Origin of the sequence: Streptomyces sp. NPDC051018 (genome assembly GCF_044456085.1) — a bacterium.
GTDB lineage: Bacteria > Actinomycetota > Actinomycetes > Streptomycetales > Streptomycetaceae > Streptomyces.
In genome coordinates, this window is sequence record NZ_JBITFN010000006.1 from 229,390 (window position 1) to 254,663 (window position 25,274).

Sequence of the window (25,274 nt, forward strand, 5' to 3'; positions counted from 1 at the left end):
GTCCGGTGTCGGTTCGGCTGGTCGTCAGGAGCCTCAGCGAACTGTGCATCACGGCCGGTGCCGTCATCGTGCTGTTCGTCGTGTACGTGCTCTTCTGGACCGGGGTCAAGGCGGCCGGCGCCACCGACGGGCAGATCGACCGCCTCCAGGACGAGTGGTCGCGGGGCGCGGTCGCACCGCCCGCCACCGCTCCCGGCCGCGGAGCGGACCAGGTCCCCGGCGGCCCGCCGGCGTCCGCTCCCGGAAACGGACCCGGCCCCGGCAACAGCCCCGGCCCCGGCTCCGGCAGCGAAGCGGGCCCGGGGCGCTCGGACGGCGTCCCGCCACCGCCCGCCGCCTACCGCGACGGCAAGCCCTTCGCCGTGATGTACATCCCGCGCTTCGGCCGGACCTGGGACTGGCCGGTGCTCGAAGGCACCGGGGTCGGCACCCTCAAGAAGGGCCTCGGCCACTACGCGGGCACGGCCGTGCTCGGCGGCCGGGGGAACTTCTCGGTCGCGGGGCACCGCCGGACCTACGGGGATCCGTTCAGGGACTTCCCCCGGCTGCGGCCGGGGGACGCCGTCGTGCTGACGGACGGCACGACCTGGTTCACCTACCGGATCGACAAAAAGCCCTACAGAACGGTCCCGACCGACATCGGAGTGATCGATCCCGTCCCGAAGAAGTCACCTTTCAGAGAACCGGGCCGATATCTGACCCTGACGACATGTGATCCGGAGTGGGGCAGCAGCCACCGGCTGATCGCCTGGGCACATCTGGACGCCACCCAGCCTGTGACGCAGGGCAAACCGGAAGCTTTGCGCAGCTGACCCGCGGGCCCCTGCCGCCCCTTAGTCTGGAGCGGTACCGAACGGAAAGGGACGGCATGTACGGCTGGATCTGGCGGCATCTGCCGGGCAACGCGTGGGTGCGGGCGCTCATCTCGCTCGTGCTGGTCCTCGCGGTTGTCTATGTGCTGTTCCAGTACGTCTTCCCGTGGGCGGAGCCGCTGCTTCCGTTCAACGATGTGACGGTCGACGGCGAGAGCGCCGGTGGCGCGGGCGCCGGCACGGGCGAGGAGGGTGCGTCCCGATGAGCGGCGCGAGCAGCACGACCGGATCCACGCACACGACCGGATCCACCGGCACGACCGGGACCGAGGGCGCCTTCGGGACGCCCGGGCGCAGTGGTGCGCGCACCCGCGTCCTGGTGGTCGACAACTACGACAGCTTCGTCTTCAACCTCGTCCAGTATCTGTACCAGCTGGGCGCGGAGTGCGAGGTCGTCCGGAACGACGAGGTCGCCCTCTCCCACGCCCAGGACGGCTTCGACGGCGTTCTGCTCTCCCCCGGTCCCGGCACCCCCGAGCAGGCCGGTGTCTGTATCGAGATGGTCCGCCACTGCGCCTCCACCGGGGTGCCCGTCTTCGGGGTCTGCCTCGGGATGCAGTCGATGGCGGTCGCGTACGGAGGCGTCGTGGACCGGGCTCCCGAACTGCTGCACGGCAAGACCTCGCCCGTCACCCACGAGGGCCGGGGCGTCTTCGCCGGTCTGCCCTCGCCCTTCACCGCGACCCGCTACCACTCGCTGGCCGCGGAACCGGCCGAGCTGCCCGATGTCCTGGAGGTCACCGCGCGGACGGCCGACGGCATCATCATGGGGCTGCGCCACCGGGAACTTCCCGTGGAGGGCGTGCAGTTCCACCCCGAGTCGGTGCTCACCGAGCACGGGCATCTGATGCTCGCCAACTGGCTGGCGCAGTGCGGTGACACGGGGGCCGTCGAGCGTTCGGCGGGGCTCGCGCCGGTGGTGGGCAAGGCCGTGGCGTGACCGCCCGGCATCCTGGGGAGGAGCCGGGCCGACAGCCCCGGCATGCCCGCCCGCTTCTCCACCAGGAGCCCGAGGGGCACGGGCAGCCGGGGGCCGGCCCGGCCGCTTCCTCGGGGCACGCTCCGCCGTCCCCGGAGCCGTACGACGAGAACGGCCGCCAGGACTGGTTCACGCGTTCCGGGGCGCCGAGGAGACCGGAACGGGCGGGACCCCGGCACCGCCGGCCGGAGGTCCCCGTGCCGGGGCCTCTCACTGATCCCTTCGCGGAACCTCTCGGCGATCCTCTGACGGACCCCCTTCCCGGTGCTCCGGCCGCCTCGGTACGCGGCCGGGTGAACGGACGGCGGCCCGGCGTGCCCGGCCCCGTGAACGGCACGGCGCCCGGCCCTTTGACCGGTCCGCCGGCCGGCCTTGTGAACGGTCCGCCGCCGGCCGACCCCCTCGCGGGCCCGCCGTACGGACGTCCGGATACCCGGCCCCCCGCTCCCGGGCCGGTACCGGTGTCGGAATCGCCGGAATCCATACCGGCGTCCGGGCCGGCGTCCATACCGGTACCGGTCTCCGGGCCGGTACCCGGCGGGGACGAAGACCGGGACGACGCCACCATCGGACTGCGTACGTCCGACACCCGCGGCGCGCTCGGAACGCAGCCCGCCCCCGCGGCCTCCCCGGCCCACCAGCCGGTATCGCCGCCCCCGCCCGGCCCCGGCCGGGCCGAACGGCGCAGGGCGGCCAGGGGCCGGGGGCGCAGACAGCCCGACTCCGCCACGGCCTCTGCCTCCGTCACGGCCTCCGACGCGCCCGCCCGGCCGCTCTCACGGGTCGAGGCCCGCCGGGCGGCCCGCGCGGCCAAGGACAGCCCCGCCGTCATCGCCAGCCGGGCCATAGGGGAGCTGTTCATCAGCTTCGGCGTGCTGATGCTCCTGTTCGTGACCTACCAGCTCTGGTGGACCAATGTCCGTGCCGGGCAGGAGGTCAGCAAGGAGACCGACAAGATCCAGGAGAGTTTCGAGAAGGACGAGCGCACACCGGGCGCCTTCGAACCCGGCCAGGGTTTCGCCATCATGTACATCCCCAAGCTCGATGTCGTCGTTCCGGTCGCCGAGGGGATCAACAAGAACAAGGTCCTCGACCGGGGCATGGTGGGCCACTACGCCGAGGGCAGGCTCAAGACCGCCATGCCCTCCGACCGGACGGGCAACTTCGCGGTCGCCGGCCACCGCAACACCCACGGCGAACCGTTCCGCTACATCAACCGCCTCAAGCCGGGCGACCCGATCGTCGTCGAGACCAGGGACGCGTACTACACGTACGAGATGGCGAGCATCCTGCCCCAGACGGCACCGTCCAACATCGGTGTGATCAGTCCGGTTCCCCGGGGATCGGGCTTCACCGAGCCCGGCCGGTACATCACCCTCACGACCTGTACGCCGGAGTTCACCAGTACCTACCGCATGATCGTGTGGGGCAAGATGGTCGAGGAACGGCCGCGCAGCAAGGGCAAACCGGACGCGCTCATAGGCTAGGCGACACGCTTCAGGGCCTGATCAGGTCCTGGGGACTATCAGACGGGAACAGGTGCAGTGTCACGTGCGCGCAGCCGGGTCGCCGGTGTCATCAGTGTCCTCGGCGAGCTGTTGATCACCGCAGGCGTGATCCTGGGGCTCTTCGTGGCCTATTCGCTGTGGTGGACCAATGTGGTCGCGGACCGCGAGGCGTCCCGCCAGAGCGAACGGATGCGCGACGGCTGGAAGAGCGACAACGCGCCCCGGGGGCTCGACACCAAGGACGGCATCGGCTTCCTCCACGTACCCGCCATGAAGAACGGCGAGGTGCTGGTGAAGAAGGGCACCGACCCCAAGAAGCTCAACGACGGTATCGCGGGCTACTACACCGAGCCGGTCGGATCGGCGCTCCCCTGGGACGCCAAGGGCAACTTCAGCCTCGCCGCGCACCGCGACGGCCACGGCGCGAAGTTCCACAACATCCACAAGATCAAGGTGGGCGACCCGATCGTCTTCGAGACGAAGGACACCTGGTACGTCTACAAGGTCTACAAGAAGCTCCCCCAGACCTCGAAGTACAACGTGAAGGTGCTGGACCCGGTTCCGAAGGAGTCGGGGAAGACCAAGGCGGGCCGTTTCATCACCCTGACGACCTGCACCCCCATCTTCACCTCCGACTACCGCTATATCGTCTGGGGCGAGCTGGTACGTGAGGTCAAGGTCGACAACGACCGTACGCCTCCCGGGGAACTGCGCTGAAACGATCCCTGCAAGAGGCAAGAGGCAAGAGGCAAGAGGCAAGAGGCCCCGGCACCCTTCCGAAGGTGCCGGGGCCTCTCGCCGAGCGCCTGTCACGGCGCGGTGGAATCAGTCGCCGCCGATGCCGCCGTTGATGAACCCGCCGTTGTTACCGCCGCCGTTGTTGCCGCCGTTGCCGTTACCGCCGCCGACGTCCTGGGTCCGGACGCTGACCTGGCCGTCGCCGTTCGCCTGCGAGCCCGCCGCCGGGTTCTGGCCGACCACCAGTGCGTTGTCGTCGTCGGGGCCGTCGATATTGCCGATACGCAGACCGGCCTGCTCCAGCATCGCCTTGGCGTTGCCGAGCGTCTGGCCGAACAGGTTCGGGACCGGGGTCTGCTGCTGCTCCGGCCCCTTGGAGACCGTGAGTTTCACCGTGGAGCCCTCGGCCGCCCGGGAATTGCCCTCCGGGGACTGCCTGATGACCTGGTCCTTGGGCTGGTCGGAGTCGACGAACTCCGTCGTCACCTGGAATCCCAGCGTCTGGAGCTGCTGCCGGGCGCTCGCCAGCTGGTTTCCGACCACCTGGGGCACGCTCTTCTGCGCCTGCCTGGCGACCGTGATGGTGACGACCGAGTTCTTCTCGGCCTGGCTGTTGCCGGGCGGGTTCTGCGCGATGACCGTGCCGGGGTCCTCGTCCGACGACTCGTCCGTCTTGACCTCGACCTTGAAGCCCTTGCGGGTCAGCGCCTCCTTGGCGTTCTCCTCCGACTTCTCCGTGACGTCGGGGACTTCGATCTTGGGCGCGCCCTCGGAGACGACCACCTGGATGGTGTCGCCCTGCTGCATCTTCCCGGACTCGGGTGTCTGGCTGCAGATCGTGTCCTTGGGCTGGTCGCAGCGCGCCGTACCGGACTGGGCGACCTTTACCTGGGCGTTGTCCGCGAGGACCTGCGCCTCTTCGAGCGTCTTGCCGACCAGCACGGGCACGGGCACATCGCCCTGGCCCCCTCCGTCGCCGCTGAAGATGGATCTGCCGATGAGGATCGCGCCGACCAGCACCAGCACGGCCGCGACCGCCAGCAGGATCGTCGAGGTGTTCGACTTCTTCTGGCGGCGCCGGTCCGGGCGGTCGTCATAGCCGCCGTATCCCCCGGCGCCGTCGTCGGGATTCATCGGGGGGAGCATCGAGGTCTGCGCGGCCGGGTCGGCCTGCCGCAGTGCCGTGGTGGGCTGCTCGCCCGGGCCGTATCCGCCGTAGCCGACCGCGCCCATGGCCGCCGTCGCGGCGACGGGCTGGCCGTCGAGGCACGCCTCGATGTCGGCCCGCATCTCGTCGGCGGACTGGTAGCGGTAGTCCGGGTCCTTCACCAGGGCCCGCAGGACGATGGCGTCCATCTCGGGCGTGATCTCGGGGTCGAAGGTGGAGGGCGGCTGCGGTTCCTCGCGTACATGCTGATACGCCACCGCCACGGGGGAGTCGCCGACGAAGGGCGGCCGGACGGTGAGCAGCTCGTACAGCAGACAGCCGGTGGAGTACAGGTCGGAGCGGGCGTCGACCTGCTCGCCCTTGGCCTGCTCGGGGGAGAGGTACTGGGCGGTGCCGATGACGGCCGAGGTCTGGGTCATCGTCATACCGGAGTCGCCCATCGCGCGCGCGATGCCGAAGTCCATCACCTTGACCTGGCCGGTGCGGGTCAGCATGACGTTCGCGGGCTTGATGTCACGGTGGACGATGCCGTTGCGGTGGGAGTACTCCAGCGCCTGGAGGATGCCGATCGTCATCTCCAGTGTGCGCTCGGGCAGCAGTCTGCGCCCGGAGTGCAGCAGTTCCCTGAGGGTGGAGCCGTCGACGTACTCCATGACGATGTACGGGATCGAGACCCCGTCGACATAGTCCTCGCCGGTGTCGTACACGGCGACGATCGCCGGGTGGTTGAGCGAGGCGGCCGACTGGGCCTCCCGGCGGAACCGGGCCTGGAAGGACGGGTCACGGGCGAGATCGGCCCGCAGCGTCTTCACGGCGACGGTGCGGCCGAGCCGGGTGTCGTGGGCGAGGTAGACCTCCGCCATGCCACCGCGGCCGAGCACCGAGCCCAGTTCGTACCGGCCGCCGAGGCGACGCGGCTCTTCCATAACTAGTTCCAGCCCTCTCCGTCAGTCCCCACCGCATCTGTCAGTGGTCCGGTGGTGTGCTGCTCGCGCATACGCTACCGGGCGCCCACCATCCGGTCGGCCCGTGACCTTCACCTGAGACCTGACCGGTATCGCAATGTGCAGGTATGAGAGGTGGACGTGATACGCGTCACTTCTCACTCATTTTCCGGGCACTTTCTCACTTGTCCAGGATCGCCTTCATGACGTCCTTGGCGATGGGGGCGGCGAGTCCGCCACCGGAGATGTCACCCCGGCTGGCGTCGCTGTCCTCGACGACGACCGCCACCGCGACCGGGGAGCCGTCGGCCGTCTTGGCGTACGAGATGAACCACGCGTACGGGCGCTTGCTGTTCTTCGCGCCGTGCTGGGCGGTACCGGTCTTGCCGCCGACCTTGACGTCACCGCCGATGGCGGCCTTGCTGCCACCGCCGTTCTCGACGACGTTCTCCATCATGTCCTGGACGAGCTGGGCGTTCTCCGACGAGAGCGGGCGGCTCAGCTCCTGGGGCTTGGTCTGGGAGATCACGTCGAGATTGGGCGCGACCAGCTTGTCGACCATGTACGGCTTCATCAGCTTGCCGTCATTGGCGATCGCGGCGGCGACCATCGCCATCTGGAGCGGGGTGGCGGCGGTGTTGAACTGACCGATCGAGGAGAGCGAGTTGCCGGACCGGTCCATCGTCTTGTCGTAGCGGGACTCCGCCGCGCGGACCGGAGTGTCCAGCTCGGGGTTGTTGAAGCCGAACTTCTGTGCCGTCTCCAGCATCTTGTCCCGGCTGACATCGTCACCCAGCTTGGCGAAGACGGAGTTGCAGGAGACCTCCAGCGCCTTCTTCAGGGTCGCGTTCTTGCACCCGCTGACCTGGTTCTTCATCACGGTCCGGGTGTTCGGCAGGGTGTACGGCTCGGGGGTGTCGGTCGGGGCGTTGATGTCGTCGACCTTGCCGTGCTCCAGCGCCGCCGCCGCGGTGACCACCTTGAACGTCGAACCGGGCGGGTAGACCTCGCGGAGCGCCCGGTTGAGCATGGGCTTGTCCTTGTTGTCCTCCGAGGTCAGCGTGGTCCACGCCTTGGTGTCGGCGGCGGAGTTGCCCGCGAAGGAGGAGGGGTCGTACGAAGGAGTCGAGGCCAGCGCGAGGACCTTGCCGGTCCTGGGGTCCATGGCCGCGACCGCGCCCTTCTTGGAGCCGAGGCCCTCGAAGGCGGCCTTCTGGGCGGCGCCGCTCAGGGTGGTGACGACATTGCCGCCCTTCTTCTTGTCACCCGTGAACATCGCCATCGTGCGGTCGAAGAACAGCTGGTCGGAGTTGCCCGTGAGGATGCCGTCCTCCAGCTTCTCCAACTGGTTGGCGTCGAACGCCTGCGAGGCGTACCCGGTCACCGGAGCCCACATCGGGCCGTTGACATAGGTCCGCTTGTACGCGAAGTCGGTGTCGTCGGTCTTGACCGAGCCCGTGATGGGGTCGCCGTCGACGATGATGTTGCCGCGCTCGCCGGCGTACCGGTCGATCAGGACGCGGCGGTTCTTCTCGTTGGTGTTCAGTTCGTCGGCGTCCACGTACTGGAGCCAGTTGGCCCGTACCAGCAGGGCCAGTACGAGGAGCCCGCAGAAGATCGCGATCCGGCGCAGGGGCTTGTTCACGGTCGGACCACCTGGGTCATCTCGGCGTCGGGGGACGGGGCGGGCGCGGGGGCGGGCCGGCGCGCGGTGTCGCTGATACGGATCAGAATGGCGATCAGCGCCCAGTTGGCGATCACGGACGAACCGCCGGCCGCGACGAACGGCATCGTCATACCGGTCAGCGGGATGAGGCCCATGACCCCGCCTGCCACCACGAAGACCTGGAGGGCGAAGGCGCCCGAGAGCCCGATCGCGAGGAGCTTGCCGAACGGGTCGCGGGCGGCCAGCGCCGTACGGACACCGCGCTCCACGACCAGGCCGTACAGCATCAGGAACGCCATCACCCCCGCGAGGCCCAGCTCCTCCCCGAAACTGGAGAGGATGAAGTCCGAGTTGGCGGCGAACTGGATGAGGTCGGAGTCACCCTGGCCCCAGCCGGTGCCCAGGGTGCCGCCGGCGCCGAAGGACATCAGCGCCTGGCCGACCTGCTCGCTCTGCCTCCAGACCGCTTCGGAGAAGGGGTTGAGCCAGGCGTCCACACGCTGCTGGACATGGGTCGCGAAGGTGGCCACGCCGACCGCGCCCGCCGCCGACATCAGCAGACCGAAGACGATCCAGCTGGTCCGCTCGGTGGCCACGTACAGCATGATCACGAACATGCCGAAGAACAGCAGTGAGGTGCCGAGGTCGGTCTCGAAGACGAGGATGAGGATCGACATCGCCCAGACCACCAGGATCGGGCCGAGGTCGCGGCCCCGCGGCAGATACAGCCCCATCACCCGGCGGCTGGCGAGCGCGAGGGCGTCCCTCTTCACCATGAGATAACCGGAGAAGAAGATCGCGATGATGATCTTGGCGAACTCACCCGGCTGGATGTTGATCGGCCCGAGGCTGATCCAGATCTTCGCGCCGTTGCGGGCGGGGAAGAACATCGGCAGCACCAGCAGGACCAGCGCCACCGCCATCGAGATGTAGGTGTACCGCTGGAGGATCCGGTGGTCCTTGAGCACCAGCAGCACCCCGACGAACAGCGCGATGCCGATCGCCGAGTACAGCATCTGCTTGGGCGCGTCCGGGGAGAACCCGCCGAAGAGCTGCTCGGCACGGCGGATCAGGCGCGGCGACTGGTCCAGCCGCCAGATCATCACCAGACCGAGCCCGTTGAGCAGGACCGCCAGCGGCAGCAGCAGCGGGTCGGCGTACTTGGCGAACTTCCGCACCACGAGGTGGGCCACCGCCGCGAGCAGCCCGAGCCCGAGTCCGTAGCCGAGGATTCCGGCGGGCAGCTCCCCGTCGAGGGCGAGTCCCACATTGATGTACGCGAACACCGGAATGGCCACGGCGAACGCGAGCATCATCAGCTCGGTGTTGCGGCGGCTCGGTGCGTCGATCGCACCGATCGTGGTGGTGTTGGTGACAACGCTCATGACGGAGAAAGGCCCCCTACGGCTGTTTACTGCTTCCCGCAGTTCGAGGCCAGCTTCTGCTCCTCCTCCGAGAGGGTGGGGCCCGGGGAGGGAGAGGCTGCGGACGGCTTGCTGGTGTTCTGGCCGGCCGGCTTGCCGGCGGTGCCGCCCGCCTGGCCCTCGCCGGGAGGCGCCGTGGCGGCCTTGTCGGCCGCCTCACGGCGCTGCTCTTCCTTCTTGCAGGCGGCGGCCTGACCGGCGAGTTCGCCGATCTTCGCCCGCGCTCTGCCGAGGCTGTCCTGGGTGATCGTGCCCTCGACCTGCTTGCGCTGGTAGGGCGGTAGGTACTTGAGTTCGATCTCGGGGTGATCCTTCTCCACCTTCGAGAGCGAGACCCACGCCAGATCCTGGCTGATGCCCCGGTAGAGCGCGACATGCCCGTCCCGGGAGCCGACGTAGTACTGCGTCTGCGTCCAGCGGTAGCCCCCGTAGAGGGCACCGCCGACGACCACCAGGGCGAGCACGGTGATGAAGGATCGCTTCAGCCACTTGCGGCCGCCGCGCGGTTTGTCGAAGTCGTCGTCGCCGTATGTGCCGAAGCCGCCCTCGGACTGCGTCCCGCCGTACCCCGCGCCGTCGCCGCTGCCGGGCGGGCCGAAGCCGCCGGGCGGCTGCTGCGGCACCTGGCGGCCGAGACCGGCCGCGCGGCCCGCAGGGGTCTGCATCGCGCCGCCGTCGTTCAGCGGGTACTGGTTCTCGGCGACCGCGCCGACGACGACCGGGGTGTCGCTGAGCTGGGTGGCCAGGGTGTCGTTGGAGTCCGTGTCCAGGACATCGGCGACGATGCAGGTGATGTTGTCCGGGCCGCCCCCGCGCAGGGCGAGCTGGATCAGATTCTGGACGGTCTCCTGCGGGCCCTGGTAGCTGGCGAGGGTGTCCTCCATCGTCTGGTGGGAGACCACGCCGGAGAGCCCGTCGGAGCAGATCAGATAGCGGTCACCGGCCCGGACCTCCCGGATCGACAGATCGGGCTCCACATGGTCGCCGCTGCCCAGCGCGCGCATCAGCAGGGAGCGCTGCGGGTGGGTGGTGGCCTCTTCCTCGGTGATACGGCCCTCGTCGACCAGCCGCTGCACCCAGGTGTGGTCCTGGGTGATCTGCGTCAGCACACCGTCGCGCAGCAGATAGGCGCGGGAGTCGCCGACATGGACCAGACCGAGCCGCCGGCCCGTCCAGAGCAGGGCGGTGAGCGTGGTGCCCATGCCTTCGAGCTGAGGGTCCTCCTCGACCATCAGCCGCAGCTGTTCATTGGCGCGCTGCACGGCCGTACCGAGCGAGGTGAGAATGTCCGAACCGGGCACATCGTCGTCGAGCGTGACGAGAGTGGAGATGACCTCCGAGGAGGCGACCTCACCGGCGGCCTGCCCCCCCATGCCGTCGGCGATCGCCAGGAGCCGTGGACCGGCGTAGCCGGAGTCCTCGTTTCCCTCCCGGATCATGCCTTTGTGCGATCCGGCGGCGAAGCGCAGGGACAGACTCATGCCCACCTGCCCCTGCCCTGTCGATGCTGCCTCGGGGTACAGCCGGTCTCGAGCCACACTGCCCACCCTCCGGTCGGGAGCCCGTCCCGGTCCGCTGTCGGGACCGCTGCGGCTCGCTCGCTCCGCTCGCACGCTGTCATTAGTCCTACTACTTCCGCAGCTCGATGACGGTCTTGCCGATGCGGATCGGCGCGCCCAGCGGAATCGGTGTCGGGGTGGTGAGCCGGGTCCGGTCGAGATAGGTGCCGTTGGTGGACCCGAGATCCTCGACGATCCACTGGCCGTCACGGTCCGGGTAGATCCTGGCATGCCTGCTGGACGCGTAGTCGTCGTCCAGCACGATCGTCGAATCGTGGGCCCGGCCCAGCGTGATGGTCTGGCCCTGGAGCGCCACCGTGGTGCCGGTGAGGGTGCCCTCCGAGACGATCAGCTTCGTCGGCGCCCCCCGCCGCTGCCTGTTGCCGGACTGCTGGCGCTGCGGCGGCGGCGCGGCGGGCTGGCGCGCCTGCTGCTGGCGCGTGTCGCCGCCCCGGCGCGAACCGCGCTGGGTGACGCGCGTGCCGAACAGGTCGCTGCGGATGACCTGGACGGCCACGATCACGAACAGCCACAGAACGGCCAGGAAACCTAGCCGCATGACCGTCAGGGTCAGCTCTGACATTGCCCCCGCTTCACCCTTCGGCTTGCCGGTAAACGATGGTGGTGCTGCCCACGACGATCCGCGAGCCGTCGCGGAGCGTAGCGCGGGTGGTGTGCTGCCCGTCTACCACGATGCCGTTGGTAGACCCGAGATCCTGGATCGTCGAGGGCGTTCCGGTCCGGATCTCGCAGTGCCGGCGGGAGACGCCGGGGTCGTCGATCCGCACATCGGCGTCGGTGCTGCGGCCCAGCACCAGCGTCGGGCGGGAGATCTGATGGCGGGTGCCGTTGATCTCGATCCAGCGTCGTACCTGCGCTCCCGGCAGCGGTCCGGGACCACCCGCCGGGCCCACGGGCGCGAGGCCGGGGCGTCCCGCGCCCGGAGGGGGTGCGGAGGGCATGGGAGGCGCGCCGGGGGGCGGGCTCGGTACCGCGCGGGGCGGATAGCCGTATCCCTCGGGAGCGCCGGAGCCCGAGGGACCCCGGTCGGGAGACTGTGACGTACTCGACGCGAGAGTCCGGCTGCGCACCCGGTACAGGCCGGTGTCGAGGTCGTCGGCCTTCTCCAGATGGACCTTGATGGGCCCCATGAAGGTGTAGCGCTGCTGCTTGGCGTAGTCCCGCACCAGACCCGCCAGCTCGTCGCCGAGCTGCCCCGAGTACGGGCTCAGCCGCTCGAAGTCGGGCGTGCTCAGTTCGACGATGAAGTCATTGGGGACGACCGTCCGCTCGCGGTTCCAGATCGTCGCGTTGTTGTCGCACTCGCGCTGGAGAGCGCCGGCGATCTCGACGGGCTGGACCTCGGACTTGAACACCTTGGCGAAGGTGCCGTTGACCAGACCTTCGAGTCGCTGCTCGAAACGCTTCAGAACTCCCATCGGGCACCTCCTCCATTGCTGCCGTCCTGATACTGCTTACTGATCGTATCCACGCGTCGGGAAATCGGCTGGTTCCCCTTGTCTGCCCCGTCGATGAGTGTCACCTCTCACACGGATCGTAGAGGCGGCCTCATGCCAGTGTCCCGCACCCAGGGTGGACCGCGGAGGAGCGGGGGGCGGGCCGTGCCGCGGAGCGGCGGCGGGCCCGTGGGAGGGGCCCGCCGGATGTCCGCACGGGGCCGCCGGCCGATCCGCACCGGCCTCTCCCGCCGGTCTGCTCCACCGGCACGCTGTCACCGGTTTCGCGGCGGTTCACTCGGCGGTTTCACGCAGCGGTTCACCGGGCCGGTACCGGTTTTGCGGCCGCCGCCGGTCCTCCGGCCGGGGCCGCCTTCCGGTCGCCGCCGGTTTTTGGCCGCCGCCCGTCTCCCGCCGGTACCGGTTTCCTTCGGCCGGTACCGGTTTTCCCGGACGCCACCGCGGCCGATGAACCGGCCGGGCTCCCTCCGAGGTCCTGTGCCCGGGCCCTGCCAGGTCCTGAGCCGAGGTCCCGGCCGGGCCCGTGGCGACCCGGGCCGGATCTTGCCGTGAGGTCCGTACCGAGTCCTGTGCCGAGGTCCCGAGGTCCCGAGGGGAAGAACGACCGTGGTCCGTCTCCCGTTCCCTGCCCGCGGCGCCCTGCCCCGCTTGTCCGCTCCCTTGCCGTGCCTGCCGTGCCTGCCGTTCCCGCCATTTCGATGTCCTGCCGCCCTGCTGCCCCGCCGTCCTTTCCTTACCTTTCCCTGCTTCCCCGCGTGCCTCCCCTCCTCCACGCCGGCCTTCCAGCGGTCCGTCCCCGCGGTCAGTCCCGTCCGTGTTCCCCGGTCAGGGCTGCCCCAACAAACGGATGTGAATCCACCCAGGGCAGCGTGCTAATCTTCTGGAAGTCGCCAGGGGGAGACACCCAACGGTGGGGAGCCCAGCGACAGCACCCAATGCGCGGGTGGCGGAATAGGCAGACGCGCTGGATTCAGGTTCCAGTGCCCGAAAGGGCGTGGGGGTTCAACTCCCCCCTCGCGCACAAGATCGGAAGCCCCACAGGTCCTTGGCCTGTGGGGCTTCCGCGTTCTCGGGTGTGCCCGGTTGCGTCTTCGGTGTGTCCGGTTGCAGCGGGTCGGGTCCGTCAGCACCCGGGCGCGGTGGAATCCGTACGCACGACGTTCGTCGCTCCCCTGCGGGACGAAAGAGGGACGCAGGGCCCGGAACCGGCTGCCTAGGGTGCGGATGTGAACGCGTCGACGAGAGTACGGGCCGGGCTCCGGACGGGCTGGACATGGCTGATGGTGCCCGATCCCTGGTCGCCGAGGCGGGCGTCCGCGGAGCTCCCGGGCCGATCTGCCCCGGCGCCGTTACGGTGGACGCCTGCGCGGGAGCTTGTGCTCGCGCTGGTGGTGGCCCTGCTGGCGGCCGGGGTCGAGGACCTGCTCGGAGAGAGCGGGCCGAGGCTGCTCGCCGTGGCTCTCGGGTCTGCCGGGTGCTCGCTGCTGCGCCGCCGTCTGCCCGTGCCGGTTCTGGCGGTCACGGCCGCGCTCGGCGGGGTGGTCGGCGGCTTCTTCCTGGTCATGCCGCTGGTCGCCTGGTCGGCCGGGCGCAGGATCGAGGGCGCCGGCCGGGCGCTCGCCGCGTTCTCCGTCGGATATGTGCTCTATCTCGCCGGCTGCATTGCGATCTACTGGTCCGGCAGGATGCCATTCGGGCTGACCCTGGTGACGACCCTGGCCTATCTCGCCACCGCCGTCGTCCCCGGTCTGGCCAGCCGCTACTGGAGCCAGCGGCGGACCCTGCTGCAAGCTCTGCGGGAGCGCAACGCCCAACTGGTGCGGGAACACCGGATGATCGCCGGGCAGGCCCGGCTGCTGGAGCGTCAGCGCATCGCCCAGGACATGCATGACAGCCTCGGCCACCAGCTGGCCCTGATCTCCGTGCACAGCGGAGCGCTGGAGGTCGACCCTGAACTGACCGAGCGGCAACGGGAGGCCGTAGGTGTGCTGCGCAACTCCTCCGTGGCCGCGATGCACGAACTGCGTGAGGTCGTCGGCATCCTGCGGGACGGGGCCGGGAGCTCCGAGGCGCCGGTCGGTGAATCGGAACGGGCCGCCCGGGGGACGGCCGGTATCCACGCGCTGGTGGAGGCGGCCGGGGCCGCCGGCAAGACGGTCGTACTGCGGCGCTCGGGCGAGCAGCGGCCCCTTCCGGCCGCGGCCGACCACGCCGCCTACCGGATCGTGCAGGAGGCGCTGACCAATGCCTATAAGCACGCTCCGGGCGCTCCGATCGGCGTGGAGCTGAGATATGAGCCGGACTCCCTCGTCGTGGAGATCGTCAGTGGAGTCGCGGATCCCGCGGCGGCCGGGGACGCGGTCAGCGGGGGCCAGGGACTGACCGGGCTGCGTGAGCGGGCCCGGCTGGTGGGCGGGATCGTCCACGCCGGGCCCATGGAGGGCGGCGGCTTCCGGGTGGCGGGGGTGCTGCCGTACGGGGCGGTGGAGGCCGCGCCTTTTGTGCCGGCGGACGACGACTTTCCTCAGCAGGCGCCGGCGGCCCCTCACGGACAGGGTGTTCCCGCCATGCACGGGGACACCACGGTGAGGGAGCCGGTGATCGGCGCGCTGGACAAGCGTCACGGCAGGGCCGGCGGCACCGGGCTGGGCTGTGGGATATCCCTGGCCGTGGTGGTGATGCTGGTCGCGACCCTTGTCGTCGGCGGGTACGTCCTCGTCATCTCCCTGGAGGGCGGAATGATCGACCGGTCCACGTACGACGCCGTCGAGATCGGCGCGGACGAGGACGCGGTGCGCGGGAGGCTGCCGAACGGGGACACCTTCTTCACCCGGGGGCTGGGGGACAAGAAGGAGGCACCGGGTGAGCCGGCCGGATCCGAGTGCCTGGTGCTGATGTCGGAGGAGATTTCCGACAGCTGGGACAAGGAGCCGGTGTTCCGGTTCTGCTTCAAGGGCGGCAAGCTCATCGAGAAGCGCTCGTACGAGGTCACGATGCAGGCCCGCCGCTGTGGATCGCACCAGACGCGACGGTGGATCGCACCGGACGCGGGAACGGGTGGCGGCGGGGTGCGGGAGCCGGGGCGGGAGCGTGCCGGGAGTGGCGCGGGAGCGGTGGCGGAACGGGCGCCGGGGCACCGGCCGGGGGCGGGCGGGACGGTTCGGGCATGCTGGGGTCGGCCGGTGGACCGGGTCGACATGGGTGAGTGCGAGGGTGGATATGGCGGGGCCGAGAATCCGGGTCGTCATCGCGGATGACGAGCCGCTCATCAGGGCCGGGATCCGGATGATCCTCACCTCCGACCAGGAGATCGAGGTCGTGGCGGAGGCCGCTAACGGGCGCGAGGCGATCGAGCTGGCACGTTCCCACGGTGCGGATGTGGTGCTCCTCGACATCCAGATGCCGGTGATGGACGGACTCACGGCGATGGGGGAGCTGCGCAGGGCCGTGCCCGGAGCGCGGGTGATCATTCTGACGACCTTCGGTGACCGGGAGAATGTACTGCGGGCCCTGGAGGCCGGGGGCGCCGGCTTTCTGCTGAAGGACACCGCCCCCGCGGAGCTGATCCGAGCCGTACGGGCCGCCGCTGCCGGCGATGCCTATCTCTCCCCCGGAGCCACCCGTCATGTGGTCGATCAGCTGGCCACCGGACGGGCAGCGGCACGTGGTGAGCAGGCGCGGGCGCGGGTGGCCCAGCTGAGTGCGCGGGAACGGGAAGTGCTGGCGCTGCTGGGCGAGGGGCTCTCCAACGCGGACGCGGGGAGGCGTCTGCATATGAGCGAGGCCACGGTGAAGACCTATGTCAGCCGGATCCTGGCGAAGCTGGAGTGCGAGAACCGGGTGCAGGCGGCGCTGCTGGCCCGGGATGCCGGGCTGGGCGCCTGAGGATCCGCCGTCAGCGGTAGACGGGACAGCGGTAGGTGAGATGCGGGTACCCGGGCGCCCCGCCGGGGGCAGTGGGCCGGACGCCGGGGCTGGGTTTCCGGAGCGTGGCAGGTGCCCGGAGAGCCCGGGTGCCGAGCCCCGGAGTCCGAAGCCCCCGAGCCGCTGCCGGGCCGGGCGGGTGGGGCTCTGAGTGAAGGGGGCCGCGTCGGAGGGCGGTAGCTGTTGGGCGATGTTTCACGTGGAACATCCGCGTTGTCTGTTTCACGTGAAACATCGCCGGATGGGGTGGAGGCGCTGGGGCACTGCCCTGGAGATCGAACGGACAGAAGGGGAAACGAGGTTGGAGGCTTGGACACCGGTGTTCACGGTCCGGGGCGACCTTGTCGGAGTTGTCCACCCGGGAGACGCCCGCTGGGGAGCGGCGGTACGGTCAGGGGCAATTGATGTTGAACAGGCACAGGAGCGGGGCAGCGCATGAGCGAGGCTGAGTCGGTGGCGCCGGTGGGGCTCACGCAGGCAGGGATGGCGGGTTCCGTCGAGGGCGAGGCCGATGGGCGGGCCCGCTCCGCAGGCAGCGGCCGTATCCCGGTCGTGCCCGGCTTCGCACGGCGTGGAGCTGCCGGCGCGGGAGACTCCCGGTCGCCCAAGCAGATCGGTAAGTCGCTGCGGGACCGGGTGCCGAGGTCTTCGCACGATTCGTTCGTGCCCGCGGTGGACCGGCCGGACGCGGTCGAGGCCGTCGAGGAGTCCAGTAAGGACCGGGTGCCCGAACTGGCGCCGATCCGGGTCGGCCGGATGGCGGCCTCGCCCTTCGCTTTTCTGCGAGGCTCGGCCGGACTGATGGCCCACGATCTGGTCGGCACCCCTACGACCGGTGTGAGCGCCCAGCTCTGCGGCGACGCGCATGCGGCCAACTTCGGTCTGTACGGTGACGTCCAGGGTCGGCTGGTCATCGACCTGAACGACTTCGACGAGACCGTCGTCGGTCCCTGGGAGTGGGATCTGAAGCGGCTCGCGGTATCGCTGGTGCTGGCGGGCCGGGTGGCAGGCACCGACGAGGACATATGCCGTGACGCGGCGTTCGACGCCGTGGGCGCGTACCGCCGCACCATGCGGCTGCTGGCGAAGCTGCCCGCGCTGGACGCCTGGAACGCGATCGCGGACGAGGAACTGGTCTCCCACACGGATGCGCGGGATCTGATCGGCACCCTGGAGCGGGTCTCGGAGAAGGCCCGTAACAACACCAGCGCGCGCTTCGCCGCCAAGGCGACGGAGGCGTTCTCGGACGCCGAGGGCGAGGGGCGGCGCTTTGTGGACGCGGCTCCGGTGCTGCGGCGAGTGCCCGACGCGGAGGCGGCTGCCGTCGCCTCGTCCCTGGCGGAGTACCTGGGCACGGTCTCGGAGGACCGGCTGCCGCTGCTCGCGCGATACGAGATCCATGATGTGGCCTTCCGGGTCGTCGGCACCGGAAGCGTCGGAACCCGCTCCTATGTGGTGCTTCTGCTCGATCACCGGGGCGAACCTCTTGTGCTCCAGGTCAAGGAGGCACGGGCGTCCGCGCTGCTGCCTCATCTGGCCGCTGCCGGGTTCGAGACACCGCCGAGCGAGCACGAGGGTCGCAGGGTGGTCTTCGGCCAGAAGCGGATGCAGGTCGTCAGTGACATTCTGCTGGGCTGGACAACGGTCGAGGGACGGCCTTTCCAGGTACGGCAGTTCAGGAACCGTAAGGGGAGCGTGGACCCGGCCGCGCTCACGGCCGCACAGCTCGACGACTACGGGCGGATGACGGGTGCCCTGCTGGCCCGCGCCCATGCCCATAGCGCCGATCCCCGGCTGCTGTCCGGCTACTGCGGCAAGAGCGAGGAGCTGGATGAGGCGATGGCGTCCTTCGCCGTTCTCTACGCGGACCGTACGGAAGCGGATCACGCCGCGCTGCTGTCGGCGATCAAGAGCGGTCGGATCACCGCTGAGCTGGGAGTGTGACCCGGGGCCCGGCCGCGCCCGTAGGCTGAGCGGGTGACCCAGGATGTGCCCGGCGGGCCGACGACCCGGAACGACGAAGAGCAGGACGCGCAGACGCGGCCGGAGGCCCGGCTGGAGAAGGCCGTGCGTGCGGCCGAGCAGGCGCTGATCGAGTTCGAGATCGCTCTGGAGACGTTCCGGGTGGAGGTGGAGAACTTCTCCCGGCTGCACCATCAGAAGCTCGGGCCGATGTACGCGCGGCTGGACGAGCTGGACGCGCAGATCGCGGAGGCGCGGGCCGCCCGCACCGGTGATCCGGAGGATCTGCGCAAGGCGCAGGAGGCGCGGGCGATCGTCATGCCGATGCCGGGCGTGGACGAGTTGTTCCACGACTGGATGGATTCCGACGGCCTCTCTCCCGAGGCCACCGCGATGCTGAGCGGTCAGCGTGTGCGGGCGCCCAAGCGGGTGCGGCCGAGCGAGGAGGCCCGCAGGCTCTACCGCGAGCTGGCCCGTAAGGCGCACCCGGATCTGGCGCAGGACGAGCCGGAGCGGGCCAGGCGCGAGGAGTTCATCACCCGGGTGAACGCCGCCTACGGGCTCGGTGACGCGGAGCAGCTGCGGGAGCTGGCCGAGGAGTGGGAGGCGGGTCCCGTACCGCCCGAGCAGCGGCTGAGCGAGGCCGAGGAGCTGTACGCACGGCTGGAGTGGCTGTCGCAGCGCAGGGAGCTGCTGGTCGCCGTCGCGAACGAGCTGGAGGAGAGCGCGATCGGAGCGATGCTCCGGATGGCACCCGACGATCCGGACCGGCTGCTGGAGGAGATCGCCGAGCAGCTGCTCGCGCAGGTCGCCGAGCGGGAGCGGGAACTGGTCCGGTGGGTGCAGTAGTTTCCCGGAGTGCAGGGCAGGGCGGCCGCCCGGGTGCCGGGCACGGACAACGCGCCCGGGCTGATACCGCTGTCACCACTGTCGCCCCACGAGAAGCCGCCCCACGCGGTCCCCACGAGAGAAGGCCTGACTCATGAATTTCGCCCCGCTGCCCTCGGTGGATGTTGCCGCCGTGCCGTCCGACGGTCTGGTCCTGGATGTCCGCGAGGCCGATGAGTGGAAGGCCGGGCATGTGGAAGGTGCCCTGCATGTGCCGATGAGCGACTTCGTGGCCCGGTTCGGTGAGGTGACCGAGGCGGTGGCGGAGGGGCGCCGGGCGTTTGTGATGTGCCGGGTGGGTGGCCGGTCGGCTCAGGTCACCCAGTATCTGGTGCAGCAGGGGATCGACGCCGTGAACATCGACGGCGGCATGCTCGCCTGGGAGGGCGCGGGCCGCCCGATGGTCACGGACGACGGCGGCCCGGCGTTCGTCCTCTGACTGCGTGACTGCGTGACTGCGTGACTGCGTGACTGCGTGACTGCGTGACTGCGTGAGGCGCCGCGGGCGCGTCGGGCAGGTGGGCGTGGGCGCCACGGCGGGCCGTGCGGAGTGAGCTCTTCCGGCCGTCCGGGCGGGGGCGGGCACCGCGCCGGGCCGGACGGCGTGGTCCGGGACCGTGGGGGCGTCCCGGCTTGACCGGTCTCTCGGCCGACCCGGGGGTGCCCGCGTTTGGGCCGTCGCTCGGAGGGCGGGCGCCGGGCCGTGCCGTCACGGGGGCACAGTCCGCCGTGCCGTCCGCCCCGGAGGGCGGTGCCTGCGGAGTTCCGGTGTGTGCGGTCGCACGGCGGGGATCACGCTCGTACGGGGTGTACATGGGTGATCCCGACGGCGCGGCGTGCGGCCCATGGGGGCGTGCCGGGCGTCGCGCGCCCGGTGGGACGGTGCCGGCGGGACCTGACGGTACGGCCTCAGGGCGCTCCGGGGCCCGGTGCGAGGCCCGCGCGGCGCTCTATGGGCCTGTTGGGGCCGCCCACAGGGCCCGCCGGAGCCCGTCAGGGCTTGGTCCGGCCCTTCCGCCGTCAGCCGAGGGGATGGGCGGCCAGGAGGTCACCGAGGGCCTCCTCATGGGCCGCTGCGGACCCCAGGGAGAGTTCCAGCTGCTTGGCCCACGCGTGATAGCGGTGCAGCGGGTAGTCGGTGTCCGCGCCGAAGCCGCCGTGCAGATGCTGGGCCGTCTGCACCACCCGGCGTACGCCCTCCGACGCCCAGATCTTCGCCACCGCGACATCACCGGCAACCGGCAGCGGGCCGCCGACCCCGGCGCTCCCCCTCGCGGGAGTCAGCCGCCAGGCCGCCTGCCATAGGGTCGCCTCCATCGCCCGCAGATCGATATAGCGGTCGGCGGCCTGGACCGCGACCGCCTGGAAGGTCGCCACCGGGTATCCGAACTGTTCGCGCTTTCCGGTGTACTCGCTCGTCATCGCCAGCACCCGCTCACCCAGGCCGAGGGCGAGCGCGCAGGTGCCGGTGGTCAGCAGCTGACGCAGCCACTCCCAGGCGTGCTCGTCGTCGATCAGTTCGCGGTCGCAGATCCGCACGGAGTCCAGTGTCACCTCGGCATACCGCTCGCCTCCGGTGGAGAACTGCTCGGCGAGGGTGACACCCTCCGCGTCCCGTGCGACCAGCGCCAGAACGGGGCGCCCCTCGCCGGTGTGCGCCGGGACGGCGATCAGATCGGCGGAATGGGCCCAGGGCACACCCGTCTGGACACCGTCCAGCACCCAGCCGTCCCCGTCCCCGCCTCGGTCCGCCGCTCCGGGCCGGTTCGCCGCTCCGGAGCCGTCGTCGCGTTCGGTCTCCGCAGGCACGGTGGTACGGCGCCCGCCGTCCCGTCGTGCGACGACGGCGAGTTCGGCCGGGTCATGGCCGGTACAGCCCTGGGCTCCGACGGAGAGCACCAGCTCACCGCGGCCCACCCGGGGAAGGATCTCGTCGGCCAGCTCCACACTGCCGTAACGCTCCAGGGCCATGGCGACCGCACTCGTCTCCAGCAGCGGCACCCGGGCGAGGACCCTCGCCGACTCCCGCAGCACCAGACAGAGCGCGATGGAGTCCAGCCCCGCGCCTCCGCGCTCGGGGGAGAGCACCAGACTCAGCAGATCGGCGCCCGCCAGCCCGGCCCACAGCGGCCGGTCGAACTCCTCGGCCACCGCGCCCTGTGTGAGCGCCGGACTCGGCACCGCGTCGGGTGCGACATCCGAGAAGACCGCCTTCGCCGCCTCGACGGCCGCCTGCTGCTCCTCGGTGAAGGTGAAGTCCACAGCCCTGTCCTCCCATAAGCGGACCGCCGGATCTGACGGGTCGTCAAGATAGAACAGGTTCCTGAAAATGAACACAGCGCGGGACGCGTGGGCATCGACCAGCCCCCGGGGGGAGAAACGGCCCACGGTTCCGGGGCTTGGACCACTGCCCCGGGCTCAGCGGTCGAAGTCGAGTTCGACCTCCGATGTGGCCGGGTGGGACTGGCAGGCCAGCACATAGCCGGCGTCCGTCTCCTCCGGTTCCAGCGCGAAGTTCCGGTCCATGCGCACCTCGCCCGAGACCAGGAAGGCCCGGCAGGTGCCGCAGACCCCGCCCCTGCACGCGTACGGCGCGTCCGAGCGGGCGCGCAACACCGTCTCCAGCAGCGATTCCCCTTCGTGGACGGGCCAGGTGCCCGAACGGCCGTCCAGCGTCGCCGTGAGCGCGGCATGGGCCGGTGCCGCGAGCGGTGCCGGGGCAGGGGCCGAACCGTCGTCCACATGGAAGATCTCCTGGTGGATACGGCGCCGGTCCACCCCGAGCCCCCGCAGCGCCCGCTCCGCGCCGATGACCAGCCCGAAGGGCCCGCACAGGAACCAGCCGTCCACGTCCTCCACCGGGAGAAGCGAGGGCAGCAGGCCGCTCAGCCGCTCCTGGTCCAGCCGCCCCGAGGGCAGCCCGGCCTGCTGCTCCTCGCGCGAGAGCGTGGTGACCAGCTGGAAGCGGTCCGGGAAGCGGTCCTTGAGATCGGCGACCTCGTCCAGGAACATCGTCGACGCCACGGTCCGGTCGCTCCGTATCAGACAGAACCGGGCCTTCGGCTCCCGCGCCAGAACCGTCGCCGCCATCGACAGCACCGGGGTGATCCCGCTGCCGCCGACGATCGCCGCGAAGTAGCCGGGGCGGGGATCGAGCAGGAAACGGCCCATCGGGGGCATCACCTCGACCCGATCGCCGACGGACAGCTCCTTGAGGGCGTACGTCGAGAACTCGCCTCCGTCGACGAGCCGGATACCCACCCGCAGTACGGGCTCGTCGCCGGCGGGGACGGCGGGGGCACAGATCGAGTACGTCCGGCGGATCTCCTCGCCCTCGACCACCCGGCGCAGGGCCAGATGCTGCCCTGGGGTGTGCCGGAAGGTCTCCCGCAGCTCGGGCGGTACCCGGAGGGTGACGGCGACCGAGTCGTCCGTCAGCTGTTCGACCGCGGCGACCCGGAGTGAGTGGAACATCTACAACTCCTTGAAGTGGTCGAACGGTTCACGGCAGGAGACACAGCGGCGCAGCGCCTTGCAGGCGGTGGAGGAGAACCGGCTCAGCAGCTCCGTCTCGGTGGAGCCGCAGTGCGGACAGCGCACGGAGAGGGTGAGCGGGAGGGGGCCGGAAGGGTCGTTCGCCCGGTGCGGCCGGGGCGGTGCTATCCCGGACTCGGCGAGCTTGCGCCGGCCCTCCGCGCTGATGTCGTCGGTCGACCAGGCGGGGGAGAGGACCCTGACGACGGAGACATCCGGTATGCCGTGCTCGTGCAGCACCCGCTCGATATCGGCGGTCATGGTCTCGATCGCCGGGCAGCCGGTGTAGGTGGGGGTCAGTGTCACCTCGGCCCGGCCGGGGCCCAGCAGCCGCGCCCCGCGCACCACACCCAGCTCCGCCAGGGTCAGTACCGGCAGCTCCGGGTCGGGAACCGAGCCCGCGAGGCGCCGCAGCTCGGCCTCCAGCCGGGTGTCTCCGTCCGGGGGCGCCGTCCCGGGCTCACGCGGTTCGGCGGACCCGGGAAGCCGCTCCGCCGGTGCCGGTGCGGTCTCATGAGGGGTGCCGGTCACCATGACGCCCCCGGGTGGCTGCGGTGCAGATGCTGCATCTCGGCGAGCATCCGGCCGAAGGACTCGGTGTGCAGCCCCTGGCGTCCGGCGCCCGCCGCCCAGCCGTTGGACCTCGGGCCGTCCGGCACGGTCAGGGTCGCCCGCCGCAGAACGGCCGTCACCGATGCGAGCCAGCGTGCCTCCAGCGCCCGCCAGTCGACATCGAGGCCCTCCACCGGCTGAAACATCTCACCCGTGAACTTCCACAGCGCCTCGCAGGCCCGCCCCATCCGCTCATGGCTCTCCGCCGTGCCGTCGCCGAGGCGCAGGGTCCAGTGCTCGGCATGGTCCTGGTGGTAGGCGACCTCCTTGACCGCCTTCGCCGCGAGGGCGGTGAACTCGCCGTCCGAGGCCGCCAGCTCCTCGTACAGCAGGCGCTGGTAGACCGAGAAATAGAGCTGGCGGGCGATGGTGTGCGCGAAGTCGCCGTTCGGCTGCTCGACCAGCTGGAGGTTGCGGAAGGCCCGCTCCTCCCGCAGATACGCCAGCTCGTCCTCGTCCCCGACGAGGGACAGCAGGAATCTGGCCTGTCCGAGCAGATCCAGCGCGATATTGGCGAGTGCGACATCCTCCTCCAGGACGGGCGCATGGCCGGCCCACTCCCCCAGCCGGTGCGAGAGCACCAGCGCGTCGTCGCCGAGGGCGAGAGCCGCGGCGTGGGCGGTGGTCGTCACAGGTGCTTCACCCCTTCCGGGATCTCGTAGAACGTCGGGTGGCGGTAGGGCTTGTCGGCGGCCGGCTCGAAGAACGGGTCCTTCTCGTCCGGTGAGGAGGCCGTGACGGCGGTGGAGGGCACGACCCACAGGGAGACGCCCTCATTGCGCCGGGTGTAGAGATCCCGGGCATTGCGCAGCGCCATCTCGGCGTCCGGTGCGTGCAGGCTGCCGGCGTGGGTGTGGGACAGGCCGCGCCGCGAACGCACGAAGACCTCCCACAGCGGCCAGTCCGTCGAGCTGCTCATGCGGTCGCCTCCTGGCGTTCCTGCGTACGGGGGTTCTGCGCCGGTTCCTGTGTGCGGGGGGCCCGCTGCCTGCCGCCCCGGTGCTTGTCCGCGTAGGCGGCCGCGGCCTCCCGGACCCAGGCGCCTTCCTCGTGGGCGCGGCGGCGCTGGGCGAGCCGCTGCTCGTTGCACGGCCCGTTCCCCTTGAGGACTTCATGGAACTCGGACCAGTCGATGGCGCCGAAGTCATGGTGTCCCCGCTCCTCGTTCCACCGCAGATCGGGATCGGGCAGCGAGAGGCCCAGCGTCTCGGCCTGGGGGACGCAGATGTCCACGAAGCGCCGGCGCAGCTCGTCATTGGAGTGACGCTTGATCTTCCAGGCCATGGACTGCGCCGAGTGGGCCGACTCGTCGTCCGGCGGGCCGAACATCATCAGCGAGGGCCACCACCAGCGGTTCACCGCGTCCTGGGCCATCTCGTGCTGGGCGGGGGTGCCCCGGGAGAGGGTGAGCAGCAGCTCGTACCCCTGGCGCTGGTGGAAGGACTCCTCCTTGCAGATCCGGACCATCGCACGGGCGTACGGGCCATAGGAACAGCGGCAGAGGGGGACCTGGTTGGTGATGGCGGCTCCGTCCACCAGCCAGCCGATCGCACCGACGTCGGCCCAGGTCAGCGTCGGGTAGTTGAATATTGACGAGTATCGCTGGCGGCCGGCGTGGAGCTTGTCCAGCAGCTCCTCGCGGCTGGTGCCCAGGGTCTCCGCCGCGCTGTACAGATACAGGCCGTGGCCCGCCTCGTCCTGCACCTTGGCCATGAGGATGGCCTTGCGCCGCAGGGAGGGCGCCCGGGTGATCCAGTTCGCCTCGGGCTGCATACCGATGATCTCGGAATGCGCGTGCTGTGCCATCTGCCGGACCAGGGTCGCCCGATAGGCGTCCGGCATCCAGTCGCGGGGCTCGATGCGCTCGTCCGCCGCGACGGCCGCGTCGAAGACCGCCTCGTACATCTCCGCCGTATCCGCGGTCACTGACGTCATCCGGACCCCCTACCGACCGATCGTTCGGTTCATTGACTTCAATGGTGAGTCGGCGGCCCTTAAGGTGTCAACCCTGTGGATAA

22 protein-coding genes and 1 tRNA gene are annotated in these 25,274 nt (G+C 70.4%); 11 read left to right on the forward strand and 12 right to left on the reverse strand.

All coding sequences use genetic code 11. The annotated features are described in order from the left end of the window. The first annotated feature begins 5 nt into the window (after nt 1-5). The 5 genes from ACIBCM_RS13345 (at nt 6) to ACIBCM_RS13365 (ending at nt 4,076) form a co-directional block, all read left to right on the forward strand. Nucleotides 6-812 (forward strand): class E sortase, encoded by an 807-nt coding sequence (locus tag ACIBCM_RS13345; RefSeq protein WP_399242478.1) that lies wholly within the window; start codon nt 6-8, stop codon nt 810-812. Nucleotides 813-868: 56 nt separating this feature from the next. Beyond that, nucleotides 869-1,078 (forward strand): hypothetical protein, encoded by a 210-nt coding sequence (locus ACIBCM_RS13350; RefSeq protein ID WP_399242480.1) that lies wholly within the window; start codon nt 869-871, stop codon nt 1,076-1,078. After that, nucleotides 1,075-1,812, forward strand: coding sequence for an aminodeoxychorismate/anthranilate synthase component II (locus ACIBCM_RS13355; protein ID WP_399242481.1), 738 nt, complete (start codon nt 1,075-1,077; stop codon nt 1,810-1,812). The genes ACIBCM_RS13350 and ACIBCM_RS13355 overlap by 4 nt, the downstream gene beginning before the upstream one ends. Nucleotides 1,813-2,048: 236 nt before the next feature. Then, nucleotides 2,049-3,338: a class E sortase gene (locus ACIBCM_RS13360; protein WP_399242483.1), complete on the forward strand. Its 1,290-nt coding sequence runs from the start codon at nt 2,049-2,051 to the stop codon at nt 3,336-3,338. 57 nt (nt 3,339-3,395) lie between these two features. Beyond that, on the forward strand, nt 3,396-4,076 hold the full coding sequence (locus ACIBCM_RS13365) for a class E sortase (RefSeq protein WP_399242485.1): 681 nt from the start codon (nt 3,396-3,398) through the stop codon (nt 4,074-4,076). Between the two features lie 108 nt (nt 4,077-4,184). On the opposite strand, the gene pknB is transcribed toward ACIBCM_RS13365, so the two are convergent. From pknB to ACIBCM_RS13395, 6 genes are all read right to left on the reverse strand, one after another. Beyond that, complete coding sequence (gene pknB, locus ACIBCM_RS13370) at nt 4,185-6,191, reverse strand: Stk1 family PASTA domain-containing Ser/Thr kinase (RefSeq protein ID WP_399242487.1); 2,007 nt, start codon at nt 6,189-6,191, stop codon at nt 4,185-4,187. Nucleotides 6,192-6,390: 199 nt separating this feature from the next. Then, complete coding sequence (locus tag ACIBCM_RS13375; protein ID WP_399242489.1) at nt 6,391-7,854, reverse strand: peptidoglycan D,D-transpeptidase FtsI family protein; 1,464 nt, start codon at nt 7,852-7,854, stop codon at nt 6,391-6,393. After that, the gene (locus ACIBCM_RS13380; RefSeq protein WP_399242491.1) at nt 7,851-9,260 is read right to left on the reverse strand and encodes an FtsW/RodA/SpoVE family cell cycle protein; all 1,410 of its coding nucleotides are present in this window, start codon (nt 9,258-9,260) and stop codon (nt 7,851-7,853) included. The genes ACIBCM_RS13375 and ACIBCM_RS13380 overlap by 4 nt, the downstream gene beginning before the upstream one ends. A 26-nt stretch (nt 9,261-9,286) precedes the next feature. Further along, nucleotides 9,287-10,780, reverse strand: a complete 1,494-nt coding sequence (locus ACIBCM_RS13385) for a PP2C family protein-serine/threonine phosphatase (RefSeq protein ID WP_399242493.1) — start codon at nt 10,778-10,780, stop codon at nt 9,287-9,289. A gap of 148 nt (nt 10,781-10,928) precedes the next feature. Continuing rightward, complete coding sequence (locus ACIBCM_RS13390) at nt 10,929-11,441, reverse strand: FHA domain-containing protein (RefSeq protein ID WP_399242495.1); 513 nt, start codon at nt 11,439-11,441, stop codon at nt 10,929-10,931. A 10-nt stretch (nt 11,442-11,451) separates the two neighbouring features. Continuing rightward, nucleotides 11,452-12,297, reverse strand: a complete 846-nt coding sequence (locus ACIBCM_RS13395; RefSeq protein ID WP_399242497.1) for an FhaA domain-containing protein — start codon at nt 12,295-12,297, stop codon at nt 11,452-11,454. Nucleotides 12,298-13,273: 976 nt separating this feature from the next. Here ACIBCM_RS13395 and ACIBCM_RS13400 point away from each other — a divergent pair. The 6 genes from ACIBCM_RS13400 (at nt 13,274) to ACIBCM_RS13425 (ending at nt 19,549) form a co-directional block, all read left to right on the forward strand. Continuing rightward, a tRNA-Leu gene (locus ACIBCM_RS13400) sits at nt 13,274-13,357 on the forward strand. 259 nt (nt 13,358-13,616) lie between these two features. Next, nucleotides 13,617-15,593, forward strand: a complete 1,977-nt coding sequence (locus ACIBCM_RS13405; RefSeq protein ID WP_399242704.1) for a histidine kinase — start codon at nt 13,617-13,619, stop codon at nt 15,591-15,593. Next, complete coding sequence (locus tag ACIBCM_RS13410; protein WP_399242499.1) at nt 15,556-16,221, forward strand: response regulator; 666 nt, start codon at nt 15,556-15,558, stop codon at nt 16,219-16,221. The genes ACIBCM_RS13405 and ACIBCM_RS13410 overlap by 38 nt, the downstream gene beginning before the upstream one ends. 522 nt (nt 16,222-16,743) lie before the next feature. After that, nucleotides 16,744-18,204, forward strand: coding sequence for a DUF2252 domain-containing protein (locus tag ACIBCM_RS13415; RefSeq protein ID WP_399242706.1), 1,461 nt, complete (start codon nt 16,744-16,746; stop codon nt 18,202-18,204). Between the two features lie 33 nt (nt 18,205-18,237). After that, nucleotides 18,238-19,071 (forward strand): J domain-containing protein, encoded by an 834-nt coding sequence (locus ACIBCM_RS13420; RefSeq protein ID WP_399242501.1) that lies wholly within the window; start codon nt 18,238-18,240, stop codon nt 19,069-19,071. A 133-nt stretch (nt 19,072-19,204) separates the two neighbouring features. After that, the gene (locus ACIBCM_RS13425) at nt 19,205-19,549 is read left to right on the forward strand and encodes a rhodanese-like domain-containing protein (RefSeq protein ID WP_399242503.1); all 345 of its coding nucleotides are present in this window, start codon (nt 19,205-19,207) and stop codon (nt 19,547-19,549) included. Nucleotides 19,550-20,130: 581 nt separating this feature from the next. On the opposite strand, the gene ACIBCM_RS13430 is transcribed toward ACIBCM_RS13425, so the two are convergent. The 6 genes from ACIBCM_RS13430 to paaA all read right to left on the reverse strand — a co-directional run bounded on the left by ACIBCM_RS13430 (nt 20,131) and on the right by paaA (nt 25,191). Further along, nucleotides 20,131-21,372, reverse strand: a complete 1,242-nt coding sequence (locus ACIBCM_RS13430) for an acyl-CoA dehydrogenase family protein (RefSeq protein WP_399242505.1) — start codon at nt 21,370-21,372, stop codon at nt 20,131-20,133. 156 nt (nt 21,373-21,528) lie between these two features. Further along, entirely contained in the window at nt 21,529-22,584 is a 1,056-nt protein-coding gene (locus ACIBCM_RS13435; protein WP_399242507.1) for a 2Fe-2S iron-sulfur cluster-binding protein, read from the reverse strand. Continuing rightward, complete coding sequence (gene paaD, locus ACIBCM_RS13440) at nt 22,585-23,178, reverse strand: 1,2-phenylacetyl-CoA epoxidase subunit PaaD (protein ID WP_399242509.1); 594 nt, start codon at nt 23,176-23,178, stop codon at nt 22,585-22,587. It abuts the gene before it with no gap. Next, entirely contained in the window at nt 23,172-23,888 is a 717-nt protein-coding gene (gene paaC, locus ACIBCM_RS13445) for a 1,2-phenylacetyl-CoA epoxidase subunit PaaC (RefSeq protein WP_399242511.1), read from the reverse strand. Before paaC ends, paaD begins: the two co-directional genes overlap by 7 nt. Further along, the gene (gene paaB, locus ACIBCM_RS13450; RefSeq protein ID WP_399242513.1) at nt 23,885-24,175 is read right to left on the reverse strand and encodes a 1,2-phenylacetyl-CoA epoxidase subunit PaaB; all 291 of its coding nucleotides are present in this window, start codon (nt 24,173-24,175) and stop codon (nt 23,885-23,887) included. Before paaB ends, paaC begins: the two co-directional genes overlap by 4 nt. Further along, complete coding sequence (paaA, locus tag ACIBCM_RS13455; protein ID WP_399242515.1) at nt 24,172-25,191, reverse strand: 1,2-phenylacetyl-CoA epoxidase subunit PaaA; 1,020 nt, start codon at nt 25,189-25,191, stop codon at nt 24,172-24,174. The genes paaB and paaA overlap by 4 nt, the downstream gene beginning before the upstream one ends. Nucleotides 25,192-25,274: the final 83 nt, after the last annotated feature.

Coding starts and splice junctions, on each gene's coding strand:
- ACIBCM_RS13350 (WP_399242480.1), top strand. CDS start 869: ATGTACGGCTGGATCTGGCGGCATCTGCCGGGCAACGCGTGGGTGCGG.
- ACIBCM_RS13355 (WP_399242481.1), top strand. CDS start 1,075: ATGAGCGGCGCGAGCAGCACGACCGGATCCACGCACACGACCGGATCC.
- pknB (WP_399242487.1), bottom strand. CDS start 6,191: ATGGAAGAGCCGCGTCGCCTCGGCGGCCGGTACGAACTGGGCTCGGTG.
- ACIBCM_RS13380 (WP_399242491.1), bottom strand. CDS start 9,260: ATGAGCGTTGTCACCAACACCACCACGATCGGTGCGATCGACGCACCG.
- ACIBCM_RS13385 (WP_399242493.1), bottom strand. CDS start 10,780: ATGAGTCTGTCCCTGCGCTTCGCCGCCGGATCGCACAAAGGCATGATC.
- ACIBCM_RS13390 (WP_399242495.1), bottom strand. CDS start 11,441: ATGTCAGAGCTGACCCTGACGGTCATGCGGCTAGGTTTCCTGGCCGTT.
- ACIBCM_RS13395 (WP_399242497.1), bottom strand. CDS start 12,297: ATGGGAGTTCTGAAGCGTTTCGAGCAGCGACTCGAAGGTCTGGTCAAC.
- ACIBCM_RS13405 (WP_399242704.1), top strand. CDS start 13,617: ATGGTGCCCGATCCCTGGTCGCCGAGGCGGGCGTCCGCGGAGCTCCCG.
- ACIBCM_RS13410 (WP_399242499.1), top strand. CDS start 15,556: ATGGCGGGGCCGAGAATCCGGGTCGTCATCGCGGATGACGAGCCGCTC.
- ACIBCM_RS13415 (WP_399242706.1), top strand. CDS start 16,744: ATGGCGGGTTCCGTCGAGGGCGAGGCCGATGGGCGGGCCCGCTCCGCA.
- ACIBCM_RS13425 (WP_399242503.1), top strand. CDS start 19,205: ATGAATTTCGCCCCGCTGCCCTCGGTGGATGTTGCCGCCGTGCCGTCC.
- ACIBCM_RS13435 (WP_399242507.1), bottom strand. CDS start 22,584: ATGTTCCACTCACTCCGGGTCGCCGCGGTCGAACAGCTGACGGACGAC.
- paaD (WP_399242509.1), bottom strand. CDS start 23,178: ATGGTGACCGGCACCCCTCATGAGACCGCACCGGCACCGGCGGAGCGG.
- paaB (WP_399242513.1), bottom strand. CDS start 24,175: ATGAGCAGCTCGACGGACTGGCCGCTGTGGGAGGTCTTCGTGCGTTCG.
- paaA (WP_399242515.1), bottom strand. CDS start 25,191: ATGACGTCAGTGACCGCGGATACGGCGGAGATGTACGAGGCGGTCTTC.